Below are 19,256 nucleotides of genomic sequence, written 5' to 3' on the forward strand. Positions count from 1 at the left end.
CAGGGCAACAGGCCGCACAGGGAAGCAGGGCCGGGGGACGCCAAACTTTTTTATCTACACCCTTTCTTCACCCTTTCGTTTCCTCGCAGGTCTTTACCACCCAAACGCCTTCTATCTGCTTCACACAGCCGTCGGCAGGATAAGTGGGCATGTTTTTATACACTTCGGTTTCTTTGATGGCATTAACCGTTTCTTCGCTCACATCCGGCATTTCCACGCCGATGTAGGTCTTCATGAAATTGTGGCGGACACCGCTGGTCAGGAGTCCCGTTTCCTTGGCCACCCCGGACAGATCCTCAAATCTGTCTCCGTCAAGGGAATAGCTGCCCAGTAAATCCGGCGTTTCACTCAGCCCATATTCTCCAATCAGAGCAAACGGCTGTCCCGGGCTATAACCTTCCGTGGCCTCAATGCGTTCCATAATCCTGTTATAATAAGCATACGCCCTTTCATAAGCGATTCCCATACGGAAATACGCCTGATTGGTTACCACAAAATTCTGATATCCTACCAGCAGAATCACAACCGTTATCACACAGGCCAGCAGGCGTCCCGTTTTTATCTTACCCGCCGCCAGGAAAAGCCCGGTTTCCGTATCCTGGCTCTTTTCCAGAAGTGCCGCCAAAAACACATATAAAATATGATACTGATAAAGCATCAGCATGCTGACACTGGCATCAGGGGCCATAATAATGATGGAGCCCATCGCCAGAGGGACCATCATGGTAAGGAAACCATAAAGCAGAACCGTCCACACATTTTTGTAGAATCTTTTTTTTACAAAAAAAGCGATTACCAGTCCGGCAGTCAGGAGGCAGACAGCCACATTCAACACCCAGGCGGTCCCTGTAATAAAAGAGAACGGCTTCAGGATAAAATATTCCGCCACCCATCTGTACGATCGTAAAATCAACCTGGGAAGCCGGATTAAATCCAGTTTTCCCATATTCTCCAGACCATTATAAGCGTCCAGCTGAGGGTATATCATCCGGGAAATAATCGTGTACAGCACGACAGATATGCAGGCCGCCACGAACGCTTTAATCCCTTTGCGGAAAACGATACCGGCCTTGCTCTCCTCCTCCAGCATATCCAGGAAAAGGCCCATTACCAGTATCCCCAGGGCAAGGCATAAATACGCCTGATAAATTCCCATGCAGAAAACCAGACACACGCTTCCCGGCAGGAAACCGTATTTATACTTCCTGATAAACCAGGCACCGGCACATGAGAGCAAAATCCCCACCGCATAACAATCAGCCGTAAACATGAAAGTAAACAGACTGCACATGCTGGGAAAGGATAACATCATTACCGGAATAAGCACCGCCGACGTGACGCTTTTAAGCCCCAAAGCAGACACCACGAAGCAGGCCGCCGCAGAAATGAGGACAATCGCAAAGATTCCGCTCAGCCAGGGGACACTCCACTTCCCGGTTAAAAGATGGACAATTTTAAGAAACCATCGTCCGAATTCCGCTCCCACCGCATAGCTGCCCACATTATTGATATCGTCCCAGTTCGGTAATTTATTTGTGAGCATATAAGCATGCATAAGCAGTCCCGATATCATACCGGAGAGAAAACATACCTTCATCGTAAACGGTATCTTATCATTCAGGATTTTCAGGATATCTCCCTTTTCATTCATATATCTTTCATTCCTTTTCTTTTTTCATTCCCGCGGCATCGATCTAAGCGGAGCGAAGACCAGATACCCCGTCAGCTTACTGCGGGGTACCTGACTTCACAGTACCCACAATAATGCCGTCAACCTGTATATACTCCATCCCGTACTGCTTGCATAAATTTTCATCTTCTATCTTATAAATATACAAGGTGTCCTTCTGCGGATGCTGTAACTCCTCTTCCAGCGCTTTATTGATATCGGATCTGGCCGCCGAATGAGCCAGATAAAAATTATTTATCGTCATTTCATTTTTCACAGCATAATCGCTTAAGCTGTAAAGAAGTCCCTGATTTTCAATAATATAGGATACAAATACCAGATGTTCCTTATTCCCGGCCCACTCACTCCATTTTTCATCCGTCAGTCCGCTTTCATATATCTGTTCTCTGCCAAATTCATCATTCCTCATCTTTAGCTGGGGAAAAGAATCCCAAACCTGTACCATAAGCAGCAACCCTAAAATGATTACAGCGGCCCTTTTCTTTTTATATATCCGATCCCACATAACAACGGCACACAATGTCAGGGCATATACCACCGGCCAGATAAAGCGTCCGCTGGAACGGAACATTCCCCATAAGGATATTAATTTATCCGGATAGGGTATCTCCCATATAACACGGCTCCCTAATGCCAGCTGATGGGAAAAAGATACCACTAATGATAATACACCTATCAGTATATATGCAATACCATTTCCATATCTTTCCTGCGTGCTGCCGGAGCGCTCTCCGTCGTTTTCTTTCGTTTTATTCCTTACGAAAAAAATTACAAAAGATATCCCTTCGATTACCAACAAAATCAATATCCCGATTCCAAGGAATGCCAGTCCTTCCCCGGCCCCATCCCCATAAAGCGGTAGATCCGGCAGCAGCCTTGACCATCCCTGCGGATTAATTAACCCATTGAGATTAAAACTAAACTGTCCTAACCCGCCTGCATCCAACTGATGATCATGAGAAAAGCCCCCCAGCAGATAGACGGTGGTTACTACGGCTGCGCAATATCCGGCTCCTGAAAGCAGGCACAGGAACAGATTTTTTTTCTGGATCAACTCTTCCAAAAGGAAAGCACACATGATGAGTCCGCACATGGGCACAAAATAAAGATGGATGCTTCCGCAGAGGAAGCCCAGGAATGTCCATAAAACCACCTTTTTAACCGGTGACAGATGATTTCTCTCCAACCCCAGCCAAAATGCAAACAAGAGGAGCCACTGGCCTCCCAGCGCCGTATGCATAAACATCCGGTATATCATAACCGGTGTAATAACGAAAAAAAGACTTCCCATAATCGCTGTTACCTCGTCCTTCTTATAATGACGAATCAGTAACGCACCGAAAGCCCCCTGCAATCCAAAACATAAAATTCCCCACATCCCAAAATACTGGAAGGTATCGGGCAAAAATTTCCCGAGACTTTTAAAAAAAAGGGCGAGCAGAGGAACAGAGTCTGTAAAAATGACTGATACATGGTTAGGATATGCGATTTTATCCATCAGTCCTGCCGGGAAACTCCAGTCACTGTTTCTGAAAAAACACCAGCCCAGATAATGCTGAGACAGATCCCCCCCATTCAGCAGCCAGTCATCATAAGTAAAATCCAGGATTCTGATTCCGTAAATACATATAAAGGTTATCATTCCAAGAAAAGCGGCCAGCAGCCATACTCTGTTTTTTTCCCATAACGAACCATTCTCTGTCATTACCTGTTCCATTGTCACTCTCCTGCACTTCACATATTATGTCCGGCCTTTACAGACCATACGCAGCATAAATGGTAACTGTTCAGTCCTTTCACAGTTCCCATAAATCATTTCACCGTGCCAACAATCACTCCATCCATTTCTTCATACTCCATCCGTGTATTTATACAAAGTCCTTCATCCGTCCCTTTATAAATGTACAGAGTGTCCTCCCTCACATGAACCATCTCATCAATCAGATCCTCCGCCGCCAGACTGCGTATCGTCTGACAGGAATAATTAAAATAATTTACCGTCATACCGTTCTGGGCGGCAAAAACACTCAGACTGTACATCAAATCCTCATCATCCAGCATATAGGAAACAAAAACCACATGCTTCAGACTATCATCCGCCGCCCATTCTTCCCACCGTTCATCCTCCAGCCTGCTTTCATAAGTATAATCTGTCCCGAACTGCACCTGCCTCTGCATCAGCTGCCATTTCCCGTCAACGATCTGAATGACGCCGAATATCACCAGAAGCAACGCCGCTATGGCTTCCCATGGCATTCTCTTCTCCATCCATACCACACTTCCCAGGATAACCAGGAAAACCACGGGCCAGATAAAACGTCCGCTGCTGCCAATCCGCTGCCATAGAGAAGCCAGCCAGGACGGAAGCTCCAGATTCCAGATAAGATCACTTCCAAAAGCCGCTTTGGGGGAAAGCGCCACAAAAACGCAAATAACCACCAGTATCAGATAAGCAATCCCATTTTCCTCCCAGCTCCATTGAAAGGAAAACGGCTCTTTTTCCCTCTTGATAAAGAACTTATATATAAAGTGCAGCACCCAGGCCAACGCCCCCGCAAACAGCGTAAGCAGGATTCCCGTACCGGGATAAGCAAGGCCTTCCGAGGAATTCACCCCATATACGGGGAGATCCGTTAACACCTGGGACCAGCCCTGGGGATTCAACAGACCGTTGAAATTAAAGCCGGACTGCCCCAGCAGGGTGGTATCCGGTAAATGCTTATGGGAAAATCCCCCCAAAAGGGCGATAACCCCTATTGCAGCACCTATGTAAGCCAAAAAAGCCAGCAGATTTTTTATACACTTCCTTCGCTGTAAAATATCGGCAAGCAGAAAGCTCAAAAGAATAAAGCCGCACATCGGTACAAAATATAGCTGGATGCTTCCTGCAAGCAGGCCGGCAATCCCCCATGATATCATATACTTTTTCTTTGTCATCTCCAGCCTGTAAATTCCCAGATACAAAGACAACAGGATCAGCCACTGGGCTCCCAAAGCCAGATTCAGCGACATCTGCCCCAGCATCACCGGAGTAATGGCAAACAGCAGACTGCCCACAACGGCTTCCGCTTTCTTTTTCACATAATGATAAATCAACAGAGCACCAAAAGCTCCCTGGGCACCCATGCACAGCATGGCCCAGATCCCGAAATATTGGAATTTGTCCGGCAGAACCGCCCTGAACAATTTAAAAAAAACAGCGAATAACGGTACGGAATCCGTAAAGATAACAGATACCGTATTCGGGTAGGAAGCATTATCCATAAGGCCAATGGGAAAAAACCAGTCGCTGTTTCTGAAAAAGCACCAGCCAAGGTAATTCTGGGTAATATCCCCTCCGCCCAAAAGCCAGTCCGTATAGGTCACATTCAGCACATGAATACCGAAAATACAGATAAAAGTGATATTTCCAACAAGTGCACCAAGTATCCACACATTATTTTTTTTCCAATAATTCAACATGCCCTGCACGGTAACCCTTTGACCTCCCTGTCCCACAGTCCTCCTCCATCCCTTTATTCCCCGTTCCCGATGAATCAATATCTGATCCGCAGACAGTCGTCAAAAGCAAGCCTGCCTGCCCCCGACGACTGCCCGAAAAGGAATAAAGTGCGGTGAACCGATAACTGATGCCAGTATAACACTTTTCCATGTCTCCTGCAAGCTGTCCCATTTCCTCTTTACCATCTTGCGTGTAAAAGGTATAATAAGCGTAACTATTCAGCCAGGAGGCGGTTATGGGGATAAAAAAAAGTATTCTTATACGGACGGACGGGAACCCGGATATTGCCACCGGTCATCTGATGCGATGCCTTTCGGTGGCACAGGCTCTGCATGATAAAGAGGTGTCTGTATTTTTTGCAGTGGCAGATGAGGTAAGCGCCGGGCTGCTCCGATCCTTTTTCCAATCCGGAGAGGAGTTTCCCATTTATCCTCTTCATACCGATTACCGGTGCCCGGAATCGGAATCCGCTCCGCTGTCGTCTTTATTATCCGAGATCGCAATCGGCGGGATTTTAGTGGATTCCTACTTTATAACTCCCGCCTATCTGGAAATGCTTAAATGTAGGACCAGAACTGCTTATATTGATGATCTGTATTCCTTTGATTATCCGGTAGATTTGCTCATCAATTATGATGCCGTCGTCTCTCCTGCGTTCTATCATAAGGCGGAATGGACGCTTTTCGGCCCGGCCTATACGCCTTTGCGGAAGCAATTCGCAGGTATCCGTCCCATAGTCAGTCCCCGGATTCGAGAGGTGCTTATTTCCACAGGAGGTACGGATCCCTGCCATCTGGCGGAATCCCTGGTAAACCTTTTGCTGGAATCCCCGGTAAGCCGGGACTGGCGCTGCCATATACTCGCCGGCCCCATGCATTCCGGCCGGAAAGCCCTGGAGAAGCTGACACATTCCCATCCCGGGTTTATCCTGCATGGGCATGTGGAGCAAATGGCCGCCCTAATGCAGCGCTGCGATTTGGCCGTATCAGCCGCAGGAACCACACTCTGTGAGCTATGTGCGGCAGGTGTGCCCACCGTCAGTTTTACCATGGCGGATAACCAGCTCGTTACAGCCAGGCAGTTTGAGGCCTGTGCGGCGGTCCCTTATGCAGGGGATGTGCGTACTGCGGTTAATCTCCCATCCGTCCTGTGCCGGACCTTGCACCGGCTGGCGTCCGATTATGAAGGCAGGAAAAGCCTGTCATCTTCCATGCACCGGCTGATAGACGGAAACGGCGCCGGCCGAATCGCCGATGCCCTGATCCGGCTGCTGGATTCCTGAAACAGGCTGCCTGTCGCGAAGCGATGAAATCGGCCGGGTGCGGAAACGGTTCAGACTTGTCCGGACTGCTGCTTCAATCACGATCAGATTCAGATAAGGAGACTTAACTTATGGATACTTTAAACACAGCCTTAGAAACACCTGCCGGTACCGGCCGGCCGAAAGCAGTAGCCATCATTACTGCCAGAGGGGGAAGCAAAAGGATCCCTCATAAAAATGTGCGGGATTTCTGCGGAAAACCTATCATCAGCTATTCCATTTGCGCCGCACTCTCCTCCGGCGCTTTTGACGAAGTCATGGTCTCCACGGACGAAGAAGCAATCGCCGCCGTTGCACGGGAGTACGGAGCCAGCGTTCCTTTCCTGCGTTCCGCCGAGACTGCGGACGACTATGCTTCCACCGATGATGTCATCCGGGAGGTTCTTCTGGCATACAAGAGCCGGGGGATCTATTTCCAGCGTTTTTGCTGTATCTATCCTACCGCGCCTTTTGTTACAGCCAAAAAACTGCAGACTGCCATGGCTCTTTTGGAGGAAGCGGAATCGGTCATGCCCGTAGTCCCGTTTTCTTATCCGCCCCAAAGAGGGCTAATCCTCAAAGACGGAAGAATCCGCCGCAAGTACCCGGAATTCCTTTCCGCCCGTTCCCAGGATTTGGAGAAAATGTATCATGACTGCGGTCAGTTCTATGCCTGCCGGACAGATGCTTTTTTCCGGGACAACACTACGGATGTGGAGGATCTCCTGCCTATGCCTATGCCGGAAATGGAAGTTCAGGATATTGATACGGAAGAAGACTGGGCAATTGCAGAACTAAAGTACTGCAATATGCAGAACTAAAATACTGCAATATGCAGAATCTGTAACTGTGAAGGCACGGAACAGTTATTGGAATCTATAGAATATCCACACAGAAAGGAAAACCCATGAACGCAGATACACTGCAGACCCCTTATTACTATATCTCGGAAGCAGGACTGGACACAGATGCCTCCATGCTTAAGGAGGCCCTCACCAAAAGCTGGGGACCCAATCACCTGGTCGGCTACTCTGTAAAAACCAATTCTCTTCCCTGGCTCCTCCAGTATATGAAAGGGCAGGGCTTTTATGCGGAAATCGTTTCCGACACGGAATACCGGCTTGTAAGAGAGCTTGGGTTCCCGAATTCCCATATGATTTATAACGGCCCTATCAAAGACAGAAAAATATTTGAGACGATACTGTCCGAAAACGGCTATATTAACCTGGATTCCACCGAAGAACCGGGCTGGCTGGAGGAACTGAGCGCTTCTTATCCGCAGCGGCAGTTTTCGGTCGGCCTTCGGGTAAACTGTGACATTGCCGCTTTGTGTCCCAAAGAGGTTCTCGTGGAAGAAGAAGGCGGCCGTTTCGGTTACTGTTATGAAAACGGAAAACTGCAGGAGGTTATTCTCCGGTTATCCGCGCTTCCCAATGTAACGGTGGCGGGGCTTCATCTCCATTCCTCCACCCAGTCGCGGACTGTGGATGTCTATGCCGCTCTGGCCAGCATGGCTGTCCGGATTGCAGAGGAATACAATCTTACCCTTTCCTATGTGGATATGGGCGGCGGCTATTTCGGCGGCAGAGAGGACAAGCCGGATTACCGGGATTATTTTCCGGCCATCTGCCAGAAGCTGCGTGCAAAATTCGATCCGGAGCATACTACACTGATTGCGGAACCCGGGGTCTCCCTGATATCCAGGGCTACCACCTTTGTGACCTCCGTAAAGGATACCAAAGAAATCCGGGGACGTTCTTTCCTGGTAACCGACGGCAGCCGGACCAACTTAAACCCTTTGGTGACCAGGCATGTCTACCCCCATCATATCTGTTATATGGATGATCCGGGCAGCCGCCCTCTGGTAAAGAGCCAGTGGGTAACCGGGTTTACCTGTATGGAATATGACCGTCTTTTTGAAATAACGGACGGCCCCGCCCTGAAGCCCGGGGATCAAATTATTTATGACACAGCCGGCGGTTATACGATGTGTCTGAATCCTCTTTTTATCCATTATTTCCCGCCCGTTTATGTGGAACATCGGGATGGTTCGTTGTTTAAGGCCCGTGATCAATGGGATGTAAAAGAATTTATGCAGAAAAATTACACAGAAAGAGAGGAATTGTGATGAATAAAAATTTTACCATCGGCTCCCGTAAAGTGGGTAAAGACGCTCCTGTTTTCATCGTGGCCGAAATGTCGGCCAACCACCTTCAGGATTACGGCCGCGCCATGGAAATCATACATGCCGCCAGGGAGGCCGGAGCCGATGCCGTCAAGCTGCAGACCTTTACCCCGGACACCATAACCATGGACTGCGAGGACACTTGTTTTCAAATCACCCAGGGAACCATCTGGGACGGAACCACTCTGTACAAGCTGTATCAGGAGGCTTATACCCCCTGGGACTGGCAGCCCCGGCTGATGGAAGAGGCAAACCGGCTGGGAATGGAATGTTTCTCCTCCCCTTTTGATTTTACCGCCGTAGATTTTATGGAATCTATGAATATGCCCGCCTACAAGCTGGCTTCCTATGAAATCAACGATATTCCTCTCATCCGTAAGATTGCCCGCCTCCATAAGCCTGTCATATTTGCCACAGGAATCGCTCATCTGGAGGATATAGAACGCGCCCTCCGGGTATGCCGCGAGGAAGGAAATGAAGACATCATGCTTTTGAAATGTGTTTCTTCCTATCCCACCCCTTATGAGGATATCAACCTGAATATGATTCCTACCCTGGGAACCGCCTTTGACTGTCTGATGGGGCTTTCCGATCATACGATGGGCCCTGCCGTTGCTTCCGGTTCCATCGCTCTCGGGGTTAAAATGGTGGAAAAGCATCTGACGCTGCGCCGCAGTGACGGAGGCCCCGACGGAGCCTTCTCCATGGAGCCGGAAGAATTTGCCGAAATGGTAAAGAATATCCGTATCATGGAAAAAGCCCTGGGATCGCCGGAATTCCGTCTCACTCCCAAGCAGGAGCTTGAACACGAGGGCGCCCGTTCGCTCTTTGCCGTTCAGGATATTTCCCGCGGGGAAGCGCTGACCTCCGAAAATGTCCGTTCCATCCGCCCGGGCAACGGGCTGCACACCATGTATTATGAGCAGATACTGGGGCAGAAGGCGGCCTGCGATATCCGCAGGGGTACACCGCTGTCCTGGGATTTGATCAACGGGCAGCCGCTTTAAATGAAACAGGGGTCTGCCTTTAATGTCCGGTAAGTATACCGGATTATGACTGCCGAAACCAGAAAGGTAAGAATATCGGATACCGGCATGGAATACAATACCCCGTCCAGGCCGAATAACAGCGGCAGCAGCAGGGCAAAACCAACACCGAACACCACCTCCCGCACCATCGAGAGCGCCGTTGACAAAAACGCTTTTCCCAGAGACTGTAAATATATAAAGGTAGCCTTATTCACACAGGCGAAAATCATCATACAAAGATAAATACGGAAGGATTTCACTGCAAAATCCGTATAATATACACTTTCATTGGCTGCCCCGAATACCGCAATGAGCTGCCGCGGGAACAGCTCTACAATAAGAAAAGCAACCGCACCCACAACCGCTTCCGCCGTCAGCAGCCGGGTAAAAAGTGCCCTGGCCCTGTCCTTTCTTCCTGCCCCGATATTATACCCTACTATGGGAATGCAGCCTGCCGCCATTCCCACGGATATGGAAATGACTATCTGGAAGAATTTCATGACGATTCCCACTACCGCCATCGGAATCTGGGCATATTCCGTCTTGCAGAAAACCGGATCCAGGGCGCCGTATTTGCGAATCATATTGTTGATAGCCGCCATGGCCGCCACAAGGGAAATCTGTGACAAAAAGCTGCAGATTCCCAGCGGAAGAAATTTTCCCGCCAGCCTTCCGGATAAATGAAAGCTCTTCTTTTCCAGTCTGACAGCCTTCATATGGAACAAATACCAAACGGCCAGAGCCGCCGTTACTACCTGACCGATTACCGTGGCAACCGCCGCTCCCATCATCCCCCACCGGAACACAAAAATAAACAGAGGATCTAATATTATATTGATTACGGCTCCTGCCAACGTGGAAACCATGGCGAATTTAGGACTTCCGTCGGAACGGATGATCGGATTCATGGCCTGGCCGAACATATAGAATGGAATCCCCATGGAAATGCAGCTAAAATATTCTTTGGCATATTGAAAGGTTTCTTCATTGACCCTTCCGCCGAACATGGTAAGGATGGGATCCCGGAACAAAAAATAAACAGCCGTCAGCACCAGGCCGGCCAGGACACACAGAATTACCGCACTTCCGATGCTTCTGTGTGCATTTTCCTTTTGATTGGCCCCCAGGCTGATACTTACAAAAGCACAACAGCCGTCTCCGATCATTACGGCAGCCGCCAGCGCCACCACTGTCAGCGGGAACACTACCGTATTGGCTGCATTTCCATAAGAACCTAAATAACCGGCATTTGCGATAAATATCTGATCCACGATATTATACAGTGCCGCCACCAGCAGTGAAATAATACAGGGCACGGCATATTTGCCCATCAAAGTGCCCACTTTCTCCGTTTCCAAAAACGCATTTGCTTTTGCTTCCATTTTAAATAACCTCCTGATTATGAATACAAGCCCTATACATGCCGGTGCGCTGACCGTATGCATAAGCCCGGCAAAAAAATAAGCGCGTGCCATTGAGAGCTGGATTTATGCCTCTGGCCACACGCTTTGTATTCCGCGCATTCTATTGTTCGATACTGCCGCGGAATTCCCTTATAGAATTATTTTAGCAACCGTACGGGCAAATCCGGACGGTTCCTTAGATTACTCCGGCTTACCCATACACACAAAAAAACGTGTGGCAGTCAACCGGATTTACGCAGTTATGCCACACGCTGTATTCCTATTATACCGGATTTTATCCTTCTGTTCAAAGGCAATTTTCCACAAAAATCTCCGGCTTTTTCTTAAAATATAACCGTTCCACGTCAAACTGCCCAAGCACCCCATCGGCGGCATGCTTCAGCATACCTTCGGTTTCGTCCGCACTTTGTTGAAGCCCTTCTTCCGCCTGCAGGATAAAATAGCCCCGCCCCATAAGCGAATGCCCGGTGGATACCTTTTCCATCGAATCCCCCGGCTTGATGGTACAGTTCCAGGCCCTCAGCACAATCCCCTCCGGCAGCTTCAGTCCGCCCGGTTCCGGTACGCTCTTTACGAGACATTCTTCCAAATCGAAATAATGGATCATCAGCTTTTCCGTCTTTTCCGGCACATAAGAACAGGCCATGCCGCAGCGGCTGCGGATATACTGCCCGGCCATATCCACCCCCGTTGCCATAGGCGTGAAGAGATTATGCAGATTATGGCCGGAGGGCCGTGCCGACAGTTCTATGGCAAAAATATGGTCTTCCCCTATCATCAAATCCGCATGCAGGAGACAGTTTTTCAGTCCCAGCAGGGCGGTCACCTCAGACAGGTAAGCCTCCGCCCTCTCACAAAGCCGTGCATCCGCGCCGCTACCCCCGGGAGCAATGGAGAGATACCCCACCGCCTGGCGGGCAGGCGGCGCCGTCAGCAGCTTTCGGCGCAGCAGGATCATACAAAACCGATCTCCGTCCATTGCGGCATCCACGCCGTATTCCACGCCGCCCACAGCCTCCTCCAGCACATAATCCTCTTCCGGAATCAGCTCCTGCGGCTTTCTACCGGCCCCCGCCGGCACACCCGCCGCACACAGCCCGGGCAAAGCCTCTTCCAGCTGCGCTCTCTCCTTCAGGAAAAAGATCCCCCTGCTGCCGGAACCATACCTGGGCTTTAAAATAGCAGGAAAATCAAGCTCTCCGAATGCATCTTTTGGAATTGGTTCCCCTGCCGCAAGCAGATAGCAATGGCAGTTCCTGAGTCCCTTTTCCTGCAGCTTTCTATGAAACAGATATTTGTCCGTACAAAGCACCGCGGCCTGCCTGCTGATTCCGGGAAGCCCCAGCGCATCATTCACAGCTCCCGCAGTTGTCAGATACCTGCCGATCGGCCCTGTTATCAGAAAATCCGGCTTTCTGTACCGCAGCGCCTCCAGCACAGCTTTTTCATCCGCTATATCCACTGTCAGGCCCTCATCGGCCGCCGCCAGGCCCGCCGCCCGGGGATTTCCATCCAGCGCCGTCACCCGGACTCCCAGCTCCTGTGCTTTTTGTATCGTATGAAGGGATTCTTCTCCCGCTCCTATCAATGCTGCTCTCATTTCTTGTTCCCTTTCCTGAAATTCCGGTATGCCCACAACAGGGAAAAATAAAGCATGAATCCCAGGGAAGACTTCTGCTGCAGACGCACCAGCTTTTTCTCTTCTTCATTAAAACGCTGTTGGTAGTACGGATTATCCTGAAAGCCGGGGAACGTATCACGCATCTCTTTTCCCAAAGCCTTCACGAAGGACAGCTCCTTTTTTTTCACGCCGAACATATAAGTAAAGAGGGTATTCACATAAAACAGGACTGTGAAGCTGCATTCCAGTTCCTTATAATATGCGTCCAGGAATCCGTATTTCTTTGCCTCCGCCACCATGATACGGCCGGCTTCCATTCTGTCCTCACACCGTTTCCGGGTGATGGTATGCACGGTGGATTCTTCATGCTGGTAATAATAATACATGGCCCTGGGGATATAAGCAAAGTTCGTGGCCCGCAGCATCCAGGTATTCCCCAGGGCATTATCCTCATAAAAAATACCTTCCGGGAAACGGCTGTCACAGCCGAGGATAATCTCACGCCGGTAGATTTTTACCACCAGGCTTCCGCTGTCCAGAATAAGGGAGGCATATTTCTCATGATCCAGCACCCCTGTTTGTGACGGCTTGTTATTGGGGACCACCTGCCCCTCCTTCATGCTGTGTTCATGGGTCAGGCAATAATCACAGCCCACCATATCCGCTCCGGTTTCTTCCGCCCGGGCCAGCATGACCTCATACATATCCGGTGTTATCCAGTCGTCGCTGTCAATAAAACCAATCCACTCTCCCTTTGCCAGGGACAGTCCCAGATTCTTTGCACCGCCCTGCTTCCGGTTTTCCGGGGAATGCACCGCCCGGAACCGTTCCGGGTATTGCCTTTCATAACGCCGGAGGATTTCCAGGGAATGATCCGTGGAGCAGTCGTCCACAGCGATTATTTCCATATCCTTATAGGTCTGCTTCACCAGGGAATCCAGGCAATACTCCAGCTTGCCCTCACCTGCCGTATTATAAACAGGAACAATAACGCTCAGTTTCATTCCGCACTCCCCCCTTTGGTCACCCGGTAGAGATCGAACTCATTGTATTCAATTCCATAATGTCCCACATATTCTATCTGCAGATTGTAGGGGATGATTTGATCCGGGACAAAATCCCATTCAAAATCCGTATCCAAAAACCAGATTTCATCAAAATCCTGTGACAAATCCACATCCCGGACATAAAAAAGCCTGTCCTCCGGAAAATAATACTTATAATTAAAGTAATACGCCTGATAATTATATACCACGAAATCGTCCTCTCCCAGGTTTTCCCGGAAGAACTCCTCTGTCTGATCCGTCAGTGTGGCTTTATACTCCGCCCGGTATTCATCCCGGTAGGAAACAGCGCCTGTAAACAGCACAAACGCAAGGAGGAGGACAGCCGCCTCTTTCCGGATCCTTCCAAATCCTATCGCCAGAAACAGGCAGAACAGCCCCATTGCCGGAAACACATATTGATCCCGGTAAATGGGCTGTTTTATCAACGAAAGGACAATTCCTACCGCTGCCGTAAGTGCGGGGACTGCCATGCACAAAAGGGCAAACCCTCCTTTTTCCCGCATTCCCCTCTCCTTTTTTTTCATAAGAAGCAGACAGAACATGCCGGCCAGCAGGGAAATTCCCAGGTATACAAAAGCAGTCTGGGGGATGGGTTCCAGGCCGAAGGCCCATTCAAAATAACTCCAGACAGTTTCCGCCGTAATAGGCGGTATCCAGTAGCCCGCTTCCACTCTGGTCACCTGGGCGTAAAAGTAAGGCAGCCATGGCAGATATGCCGCCACCATAGCCAGGGAAAACAGTAACCATTTCCCCAGTTTTTTCCGGTTATCCCGGGTCAAAAGCAGGACGAGAAGCAAGAGCCCGTTAATAATAATTACAGACACAAAAGAAAAATAATGCAGATATGCCGCCGCCACCGCCGATACACTGAGCATAATCCAGGAAAGCCATCCGCCCTCCCTGTAAACTTCCCAGGCAGCAAGCCCACAGGCAGTCACACACAGCAGCGCCCAGGAGTACATGCGTACCTGTACCGCATATTCCATGGAACAGGGAATGCAGCCTAAAAAAATAAGAAACAGAAAAGATACGCCGTTTCCGAAAAACCGGCGGACTTTGGTAGCACCAAGAACCAAGGTCAGGCTCATGGGGATTATGGTCAGTACCTTCTGGACCTGAAGGCTTTCCCCAAACAGCAGCCGGAAAAAACGTCCCAGGAAATAGTACAGGGGAGGATGCACATCCGCTGCCGTATCCCTGACAATCTTCCCGAAGTTTTCACGGAACAGATTCATACTGAATATTTCATCCGTCCATACATTATTATTAAAAATCAATGACAGGTAAAGTAGTGTAAAAAAAACAACACTGCCCCAGATAAGGAAATTCCAGATCCGTCCTCTGCTTTCAGGGATTATATCCTCAAAATGCCTCCCCGTTCCCCCGCTCTTCCTTTCTTCTGTCTGCATACTCTCTCCTTCAGCCATTCGTCAGGTTCTGTCTTTCCTCATATTTTTTCTGCATAATAGGCGGCAATTTTCTCCACCGCCGCAATCACATCCCCCACATCCTTGTCACTCATGCCGTAATACAGCGGAAGGCTGATAATTTCTTCATACAGCTTCTCCGCTTTGGGGCATAATCCTTTTTTATATCCCAGCTTCTGATAATACGGGAAATAATAGGTCGGAATATAGTGGACATTACAGCAGATATTTTCTGCTTCCAGCGCCTCAAAAAATTCTTTTCTTCCAATGCGCAGCGTTTCGGGTCTGATACGCAGGATATACAGGTGTCTGGTGGTATCCGACTCCGGGATTTCCTCCTGCACCATCACCTGGGGAATCCGGGAAAAAGCTTCGTTATAGCGTTTTACAATTTCCTTCCGGCGGGCTTTGAACATTTCCAGCTTGTCAAGCTGGCTGATGAGAAGAGCAGCCTGCATATCTGTCATGCGATAGTTATATCCCAGTTCTACCTGCTCATAATACCAGGGGCCGTCGGGGGGATTTTCCATCCAGTCCGGGTTTCTGGTAATCCCATGTCTGCCAAACAGCATCAGACGCTTGTACATCTCGTCGCTGTCGGTCATTACCGCCCCGCCTTCCCCCGCTGTTACGGTTTTTACCGGATGGAAGCTGAAGGTGGTCATATCCGCAATGGATCCGGTAGGTTTCCCCTCATAAAAAGTACCGATGGAATGCGCGCCGTCCGTAATCAGGATAAGGCCGCGGGCATCACAGATTTTCCGAAGCGCCCTCAGATCGGCAGACTGCCCGGTATAGTCCACTGCCACCACCGCCTTTGTTTTTTCGGTAATGCAGCCTTCCACACTGTCCGGATCGATTTCATAGGTTTTATCATTGATATCCGCAAATACCGGCTTTGCCCCGCAGTACAGCGCGCAGTTTGCAGAGGCGGCAAAAGTAATGGGGGTGGTTATGACTTCATCTCCAGGCCCTACACCCGCCGCCAGACAGGCGATATGTAAGGCTGCCGTCCCATTGCTCACCGACACGGCATGTCCGGCTCCTGTCAGCCGGCACAGCCTGTCCTCCAGCTCTTCTATTTTGGGTCCGCAGGTAAGATAATCGCTTTTCAGGACATCCAGAACCGCCTGGTAATCCGCTTCATCCAGATACTGGTGTCCATAAAAAATCTTGGTATCCCTTACCGGCCTACCGCCGTCTATAGCAGGAATGTTATTCATATCTTCTTTCATAATGCCTGTCCTTTCCCGAACGCAAAAGGAGGGTGCCCTTCCGAAGCCCCCTCTCCTCCGGTCGCCCGTAAGAGTAAGAAACCCTGCGGGCCCCCTCTGCCTGTTTTCTTTATTTTTCCAAATCCACCGTTTTAAGAAGCTCTCTGATATCCTCTACGGTAAGCCATTCGGTATTGTTTCCGGAGCTGTAGGAAAAGCCTTCCGGCACCTTGGTTCCGCTCATATCCGGTACCTGTCTGTCATTGAATACCACCTGGGGATAGACTATGAAATGCTTATCATATTCATAGGTATTAAAAGAATCCTCCGTGGTAACCATGATTTCATGAAGCTTTTCTCCCGGACGGATACCGATTTCCTTCATTTTGCAGCCGGGCAGCATAGCCTCGGCCAAGTCCGTCACCTTAAAGGAAGGGATTCTGCTGATAAAGGTTTCCCCGCCCTTTGCTTCCGTCAGCGCTTTGATCACCAGTTCCACGCCCTCCGTAAGGCTGATCCAGAACCGTGTCATACGGAAATCGGTGATAGGAAGCTCAGTGCCGCCGTTTTTAATAATATTTGCAAACACCGGGATGATGGATCCGCGGCTTCCCGCCACATTTCCATAGCGCACAATGGAGAAATTGATGTCCTTGTTCCCCGCATAGGCATTGGCTGCCACAAACAGCTTATCACTTACCAGTTTGGTTCCTCCGTACAGATTCACCGGATTTACCGCTTTATCCGTGGAAAGGGCCACCACCCTCTTCACATTGGTATCCAGAGCCGCATCGATGACATTCTGGGCACCGTTAATGTTGGTACGGATCGCTTCGTTGGGATTATATTCGCAGGCGGGCACCTGCTTCAGCGCAGCCGCATGAATGACATAATCCACACCCTCAAAAGCTCTTTTGAGACGTTCCTTATCTCTTACATCCCCGATGAAATACCTCATTTTGGATTCGTATTCTTTGAACTCATTCTGCATGACAAACTGCTTGTACTCATCTCTGGAATAAATAATAATTTTCCTGGGGTTATAATGGGCCAGTACGTATTTGGTAAAGCTTTTTCCAAACGAGCCGGTACCGCCTGTAATCAGTATGGTTTTATTATCTAACATGAACTTTCCTCCGTTTGTGTATAGTCTCCCAATTTTTCAGACAGTCTATTCCTTTTTCCTAACGGCATTATATCATAGCGGCGGGGCTAATGCAATGTGGGGCTTCCGGGAGGGGTGCAGATTGCTTTTCCGGTTACCGGTATAGGGAATGACTTTATTTTTAGTCTTTCAGGCGGTATAGAGGATCCGGATTATTCTCCTGGGATACTATGATTTCTTCTTTAAGAAGGAGGTCAATACAGCTTTGGGCTTCTTCTTCAGATATGTCCAGGGCCTGTGCAAGCCGGGGGAGATCCGCCTGGACATGATCGGTGAGGTAATCGAGAAGTCTGGGAAGGGTGCGGGCTTCCAGGTATTCCCGGCGGCCTTTTTGGTGCAGTTCCTTTCTGGCTTCTTCATTCCCGGTGAGGGGCAGGATCAGGACTACCCGGTCGGGATTGAATTCTTCAAGCAGCCTGGGGCTGTTCCAGCCCTTCCCGGCCCAGATGCGGCGGATTCGCGCCAGGCCTTTTCCGGTACCTTCCCCTATCCCTATGAGGTGGAACATACTGCTGATTCTTTCATTTCTTGCATCCGGTGCGGCGCCTCTTAACACAGCTTGTGCATCGACGCGCATATCCCCGGGGTTGGCTATCAGGATCTGTTCTTTTTCTTTGCGGACTAAAATACCGTTCCGATCGTAATAATTCGCATGGCTGAGGGCGTTGGCGAGGGCTTCCCGGATTCCTTCTGCCAGGTTTTCCTGTATCCTTTTATGGGCTTTCTCTTTCGCATCCTGGAAACCGAAAAGGCCGGTATCCGCCAATATGCGCATGGAAGCCAGGCGGAAAAAGGCAAACAGATTCGCACAGCCTTCTTCCGTACTGCCTTCGGAGGAACCGTTTTGCAGGGAACAATCTTTTTCCGGTTCTTCGTACTTCAGGCAGAAGCGGGGAAATTTCTCCCTTATCCGGGCATTCTTACCGAACAGGAGAAGGCCGGCCGCGGTGACGTGGTATTCCCCTTTTTGGTCTTTCTGCAAAGCCCCCAGTTCTTCAAATAACGTTTCTTTGGGGACAGGAAGCACCGGGCGGGAGGCTTTCCTGTGATAGTCAAAATATGCCTGCAGATAGTGATCCATCGTTGTTTCATCCAGGGCTTCGGTTCCCATATCCGGGAAAACCCGGCCGTCCTGGGAAAGGATCGCAGCGTCCCGGAGCATGCTTTCCACTTCTTCCCTGGTACAGCGGTAATCCCCTTCCCCGTTTCTTCGATAAGAACCCATATAGGGATCGCTTCCTATGAATACCGGCTTTTTCCTCCGGTCCGCGCGGGGGACTTCGATTACTACGATTCGTTCCTTTTCGTCTGCATTATCCTTACTGCCTGTCCCTCCCGTCCATGCCTCCACAATACGGACCTGATCCCGGGTTAAGATATTGGCGCTGACCACCTGCGTATCCCCGGCTCTTCTCCAGAATTCCTCCAAGAGCCATTCCGGGGAAGGAAGCCTGACAGGGCAGAAGGATTTATCCGGCAGTTCCTCCACTCCCAGCAATATTACGCCGCCTACGGTATTGGCAAATGCGGAATAGGTCTCCCACAGGCTTTGGGGAAAGCCGCCCTGGGCCCTTTTTGCTTCTATCCGGTTATTTTCCTTATATTTATCAATCTCCGCAAAATCAAGCATTCA

14 protein-coding genes are annotated in these 19,256 nt (G+C 49.7%); 4 read left to right on the forward strand and 10 right to left on the reverse strand.

What is annotated here, in order from left to right:
- Positions 1–67: 67 nt before the first annotated feature.
- From DXA36_RS04770 to DXA36_RS04780, 3 genes are all read right to left on the reverse strand, one after another.
- Positions 68–1,651 (reverse strand): glucosyltransferase domain-containing protein, encoded by a 1,584-nt coding sequence (locus DXA36_RS04770; protein ID WP_118676846.1) that lies wholly within the window; start codon positions 1,649–1,651, stop codon positions 68–70.
- A gap of 76 nt (positions 1,652–1,727) precedes the next feature.
- A complete protein-coding gene (locus DXA36_RS04775) occupies positions 1,728–3,407 on the reverse strand; it encodes a DUF6311 domain-containing protein (protein WP_118676848.1) in 1,680 nt (559 codons plus the stop codon).
- Positions 3,408–3,502: 95 nt separating this feature from the next.
- Entirely contained in the window at positions 3,503–5,188 is a 1,686-nt protein-coding gene (locus tag DXA36_RS04780) for a DUF6311 domain-containing protein (protein WP_147366545.1), read from the reverse strand.
- A 239-nt stretch (positions 5,189–5,427) separates the two neighbouring features.
- Between DXA36_RS04780 and pseG the strand changes: the two genes are divergently transcribed.
- The 4 genes from pseG to pseI all read left to right on the forward strand — a co-directional run bounded on the left by pseG (position 5,428) and on the right by pseI (position 9,684).
- Entirely contained in the window at positions 5,428–6,474 is a 1,047-nt protein-coding gene (gene pseG / locus DXA36_RS04790) for a UDP-2,4-diacetamido-2,4,6-trideoxy-beta-L-altropyranose hydrolase (RefSeq protein WP_118676854.1), read from the forward strand.
- 110 nt (positions 6,475–6,584) lie between these two features.
- On the forward strand, positions 6,585–7,313 hold the full coding sequence (gene pseF / locus DXA36_RS04795; RefSeq protein ID WP_118676856.1) for a pseudaminic acid cytidylyltransferase: 729 nt from the start codon (positions 6,585–6,587) through the stop codon (positions 7,311–7,313).
- 86 nt (positions 7,314–7,399) lie between these two features.
- On the forward strand, positions 7,400–8,620 hold the full coding sequence (locus DXA36_RS04800; protein ID WP_118676858.1) for a pyridoxal-dependent decarboxylase: 1,221 nt from the start codon (positions 7,400–7,402) through the stop codon (positions 8,618–8,620).
- Positions 8,620–9,684, forward strand: coding sequence for a pseudaminic acid synthase (pseI, locus tag DXA36_RS04805; RefSeq protein ID WP_118676860.1), 1,065 nt, complete (start codon positions 8,620–8,622; stop codon positions 9,682–9,684). Before DXA36_RS04800 ends, pseI begins: the two co-directional genes overlap by 1 nt.
- Here pseI and DXA36_RS04810 read toward each other — a convergent pair.
- The 7 genes from DXA36_RS04810 to DXA36_RS04840 all read right to left on the reverse strand — a co-directional run bounded on the left by DXA36_RS04810 (position 9,681) and on the right by DXA36_RS04840 (position 19,253).
- Positions 9,681–11,087 carry an MATE family efflux transporter gene (locus DXA36_RS04810; protein ID WP_118677125.1) on the reverse strand — a complete coding sequence of 469 codons (1,407 nt, stop codon included), beginning with the start codon at positions 11,085–11,087 and terminating at the stop codon, positions 9,681–9,683. The two genes, pseI and DXA36_RS04810, sit on opposite strands and share 4 nt — an antisense overlap.
- Before the next feature lie 328 nt (positions 11,088–11,415).
- A complete protein-coding gene (locus tag DXA36_RS04815; protein ID WP_118676862.1) occupies positions 11,416–12,729 on the reverse strand; it encodes an ATP-grasp domain-containing protein in 1,314 nt (437 codons plus the stop codon).
- Positions 12,726–13,754, reverse strand: coding sequence for a glycosyltransferase family 2 protein (locus DXA36_RS04820; RefSeq protein WP_118676864.1), 1,029 nt, complete (start codon positions 13,752–13,754; stop codon positions 12,726–12,728). Before DXA36_RS04820 ends, DXA36_RS04815 begins: the two co-directional genes overlap by 4 nt.
- Positions 13,751–15,226 (reverse strand): glycosyltransferase family 39 protein, encoded by a 1,476-nt coding sequence (locus DXA36_RS04825; protein WP_182478933.1) that lies wholly within the window; start codon positions 15,224–15,226, stop codon positions 13,751–13,753. Before DXA36_RS04825 ends, DXA36_RS04820 begins: the two co-directional genes overlap by 4 nt.
- Positions 15,227–15,264: 38 nt before the next feature.
- Positions 15,265–16,479 (reverse strand): UDP-4-amino-4,6-dideoxy-N-acetyl-beta-L-altrosamine transaminase, encoded by a 1,215-nt coding sequence (gene pseC / locus DXA36_RS04830; RefSeq protein ID WP_118676868.1) that lies wholly within the window; start codon positions 16,477–16,479, stop codon positions 15,265–15,267.
- 109 nt (positions 16,480–16,588) lie between these two features.
- Positions 16,589–17,584 carry a UDP-N-acetylglucosamine 4,6-dehydratase (inverting) gene (pseB, locus tag DXA36_RS04835; protein ID WP_118676870.1) on the reverse strand — a complete coding sequence of 332 codons (996 nt, stop codon included), beginning with the start codon at positions 17,582–17,584 and terminating at the stop codon, positions 16,589–16,591.
- Positions 17,585–17,744: 160 nt separating this feature from the next.
- Positions 17,745–19,253 carry an RNA-binding domain-containing protein gene (locus DXA36_RS04840; RefSeq protein ID WP_118676872.1) on the reverse strand — a complete coding sequence of 503 codons (1,509 nt, stop codon included), beginning with the start codon at positions 19,251–19,253 and terminating at the stop codon, positions 17,745–17,747.
- Positions 19,254–19,256 lie beyond the last annotated feature (3 nt).

Origin of the sequence: Eisenbergiella sp. OF01-20 (genome assembly GCF_003478085.1) — a bacterium.
In the GTDB taxonomy this organism is placed as follows: domain Bacteria; phylum Bacillota; class Clostridia; order Lachnospirales; family Lachnospiraceae; genus Eisenbergiella.

Excerpts from the sequence above, each read along its gene's own strand:
- pseC (WP_118676868.1), bottom strand. The coding sequence starts at position 16,479 with ATGAAAGAAGATATGAATAACATTCCTGCTATAGACGGCGGTAGGCCG.
- DXA36_RS04800 (WP_118676858.1), top strand. The coding sequence starts at position 7,400 with ATGAACGCAGATACACTGCAGACCCCTTATTACTATATCTCGGAAGCA.
- DXA36_RS04815 (WP_118676862.1), bottom strand. The coding sequence starts at position 12,729 with ATGAGAGCAGCATTGATAGGAGCGGGAGAAGAATCCCTTCATACGATA.
- DXA36_RS04840 (WP_118676872.1), bottom strand. The coding sequence starts at position 19,253 with ATGCTTGATTTTGCGGAGATTGATAAATATAAGGAAAATAACCGGATA.
- DXA36_RS04820 (WP_118676864.1), bottom strand. The coding sequence starts at position 13,754 with ATGAAACTGAGCGTTATTGTTCCTGTTTATAATACGGCAGGTGAGGGC.
- pseI (WP_118676860.1), top strand. The coding sequence starts at position 8,620 with ATGAATAAAAATTTTACCATCGGCTCCCGTAAAGTGGGTAAAGACGCT.
- pseF (WP_118676856.1), top strand. The coding sequence starts at position 6,585 with ATGGATACTTTAAACACAGCCTTAGAAACACCTGCCGGTACCGGCCGG.
- DXA36_RS04810 (WP_118677125.1), bottom strand. The coding sequence starts at position 11,087 with ATGGAAGCAAAAGCAAATGCGTTTTTGGAAACGGAGAAAGTGGGCACT.
- pseB (WP_118676870.1), bottom strand. The coding sequence starts at position 17,584 with ATGTTAGATAATAAAACCATACTGATTACAGGCGGTACCGGCTCGTTT.
- DXA36_RS04770 (WP_118676846.1), bottom strand. The coding sequence starts at position 1,651 with ATGAATGAAAAGGGAGATATCCTGAAAATCCTGAATGATAAGATACCG.
- pseG (WP_118676854.1), top strand. The coding sequence starts at position 5,428 with ATGGGGATAAAAAAAAGTATTCTTATACGGACGGACGGGAACCCGGAT.
- DXA36_RS04825 (WP_182478933.1), bottom strand. The coding sequence starts at position 15,226 with ATGCAGACAGAAGAAAGGAAGAGCGGGGGAACGGGGAGGCATTTTGAG.
- DXA36_RS04775 (WP_118676848.1), bottom strand. The coding sequence starts at position 3,407 with ATGGAACAGGTAATGACAGAGAATGGTTCGTTATGGGAAAAAAACAGA.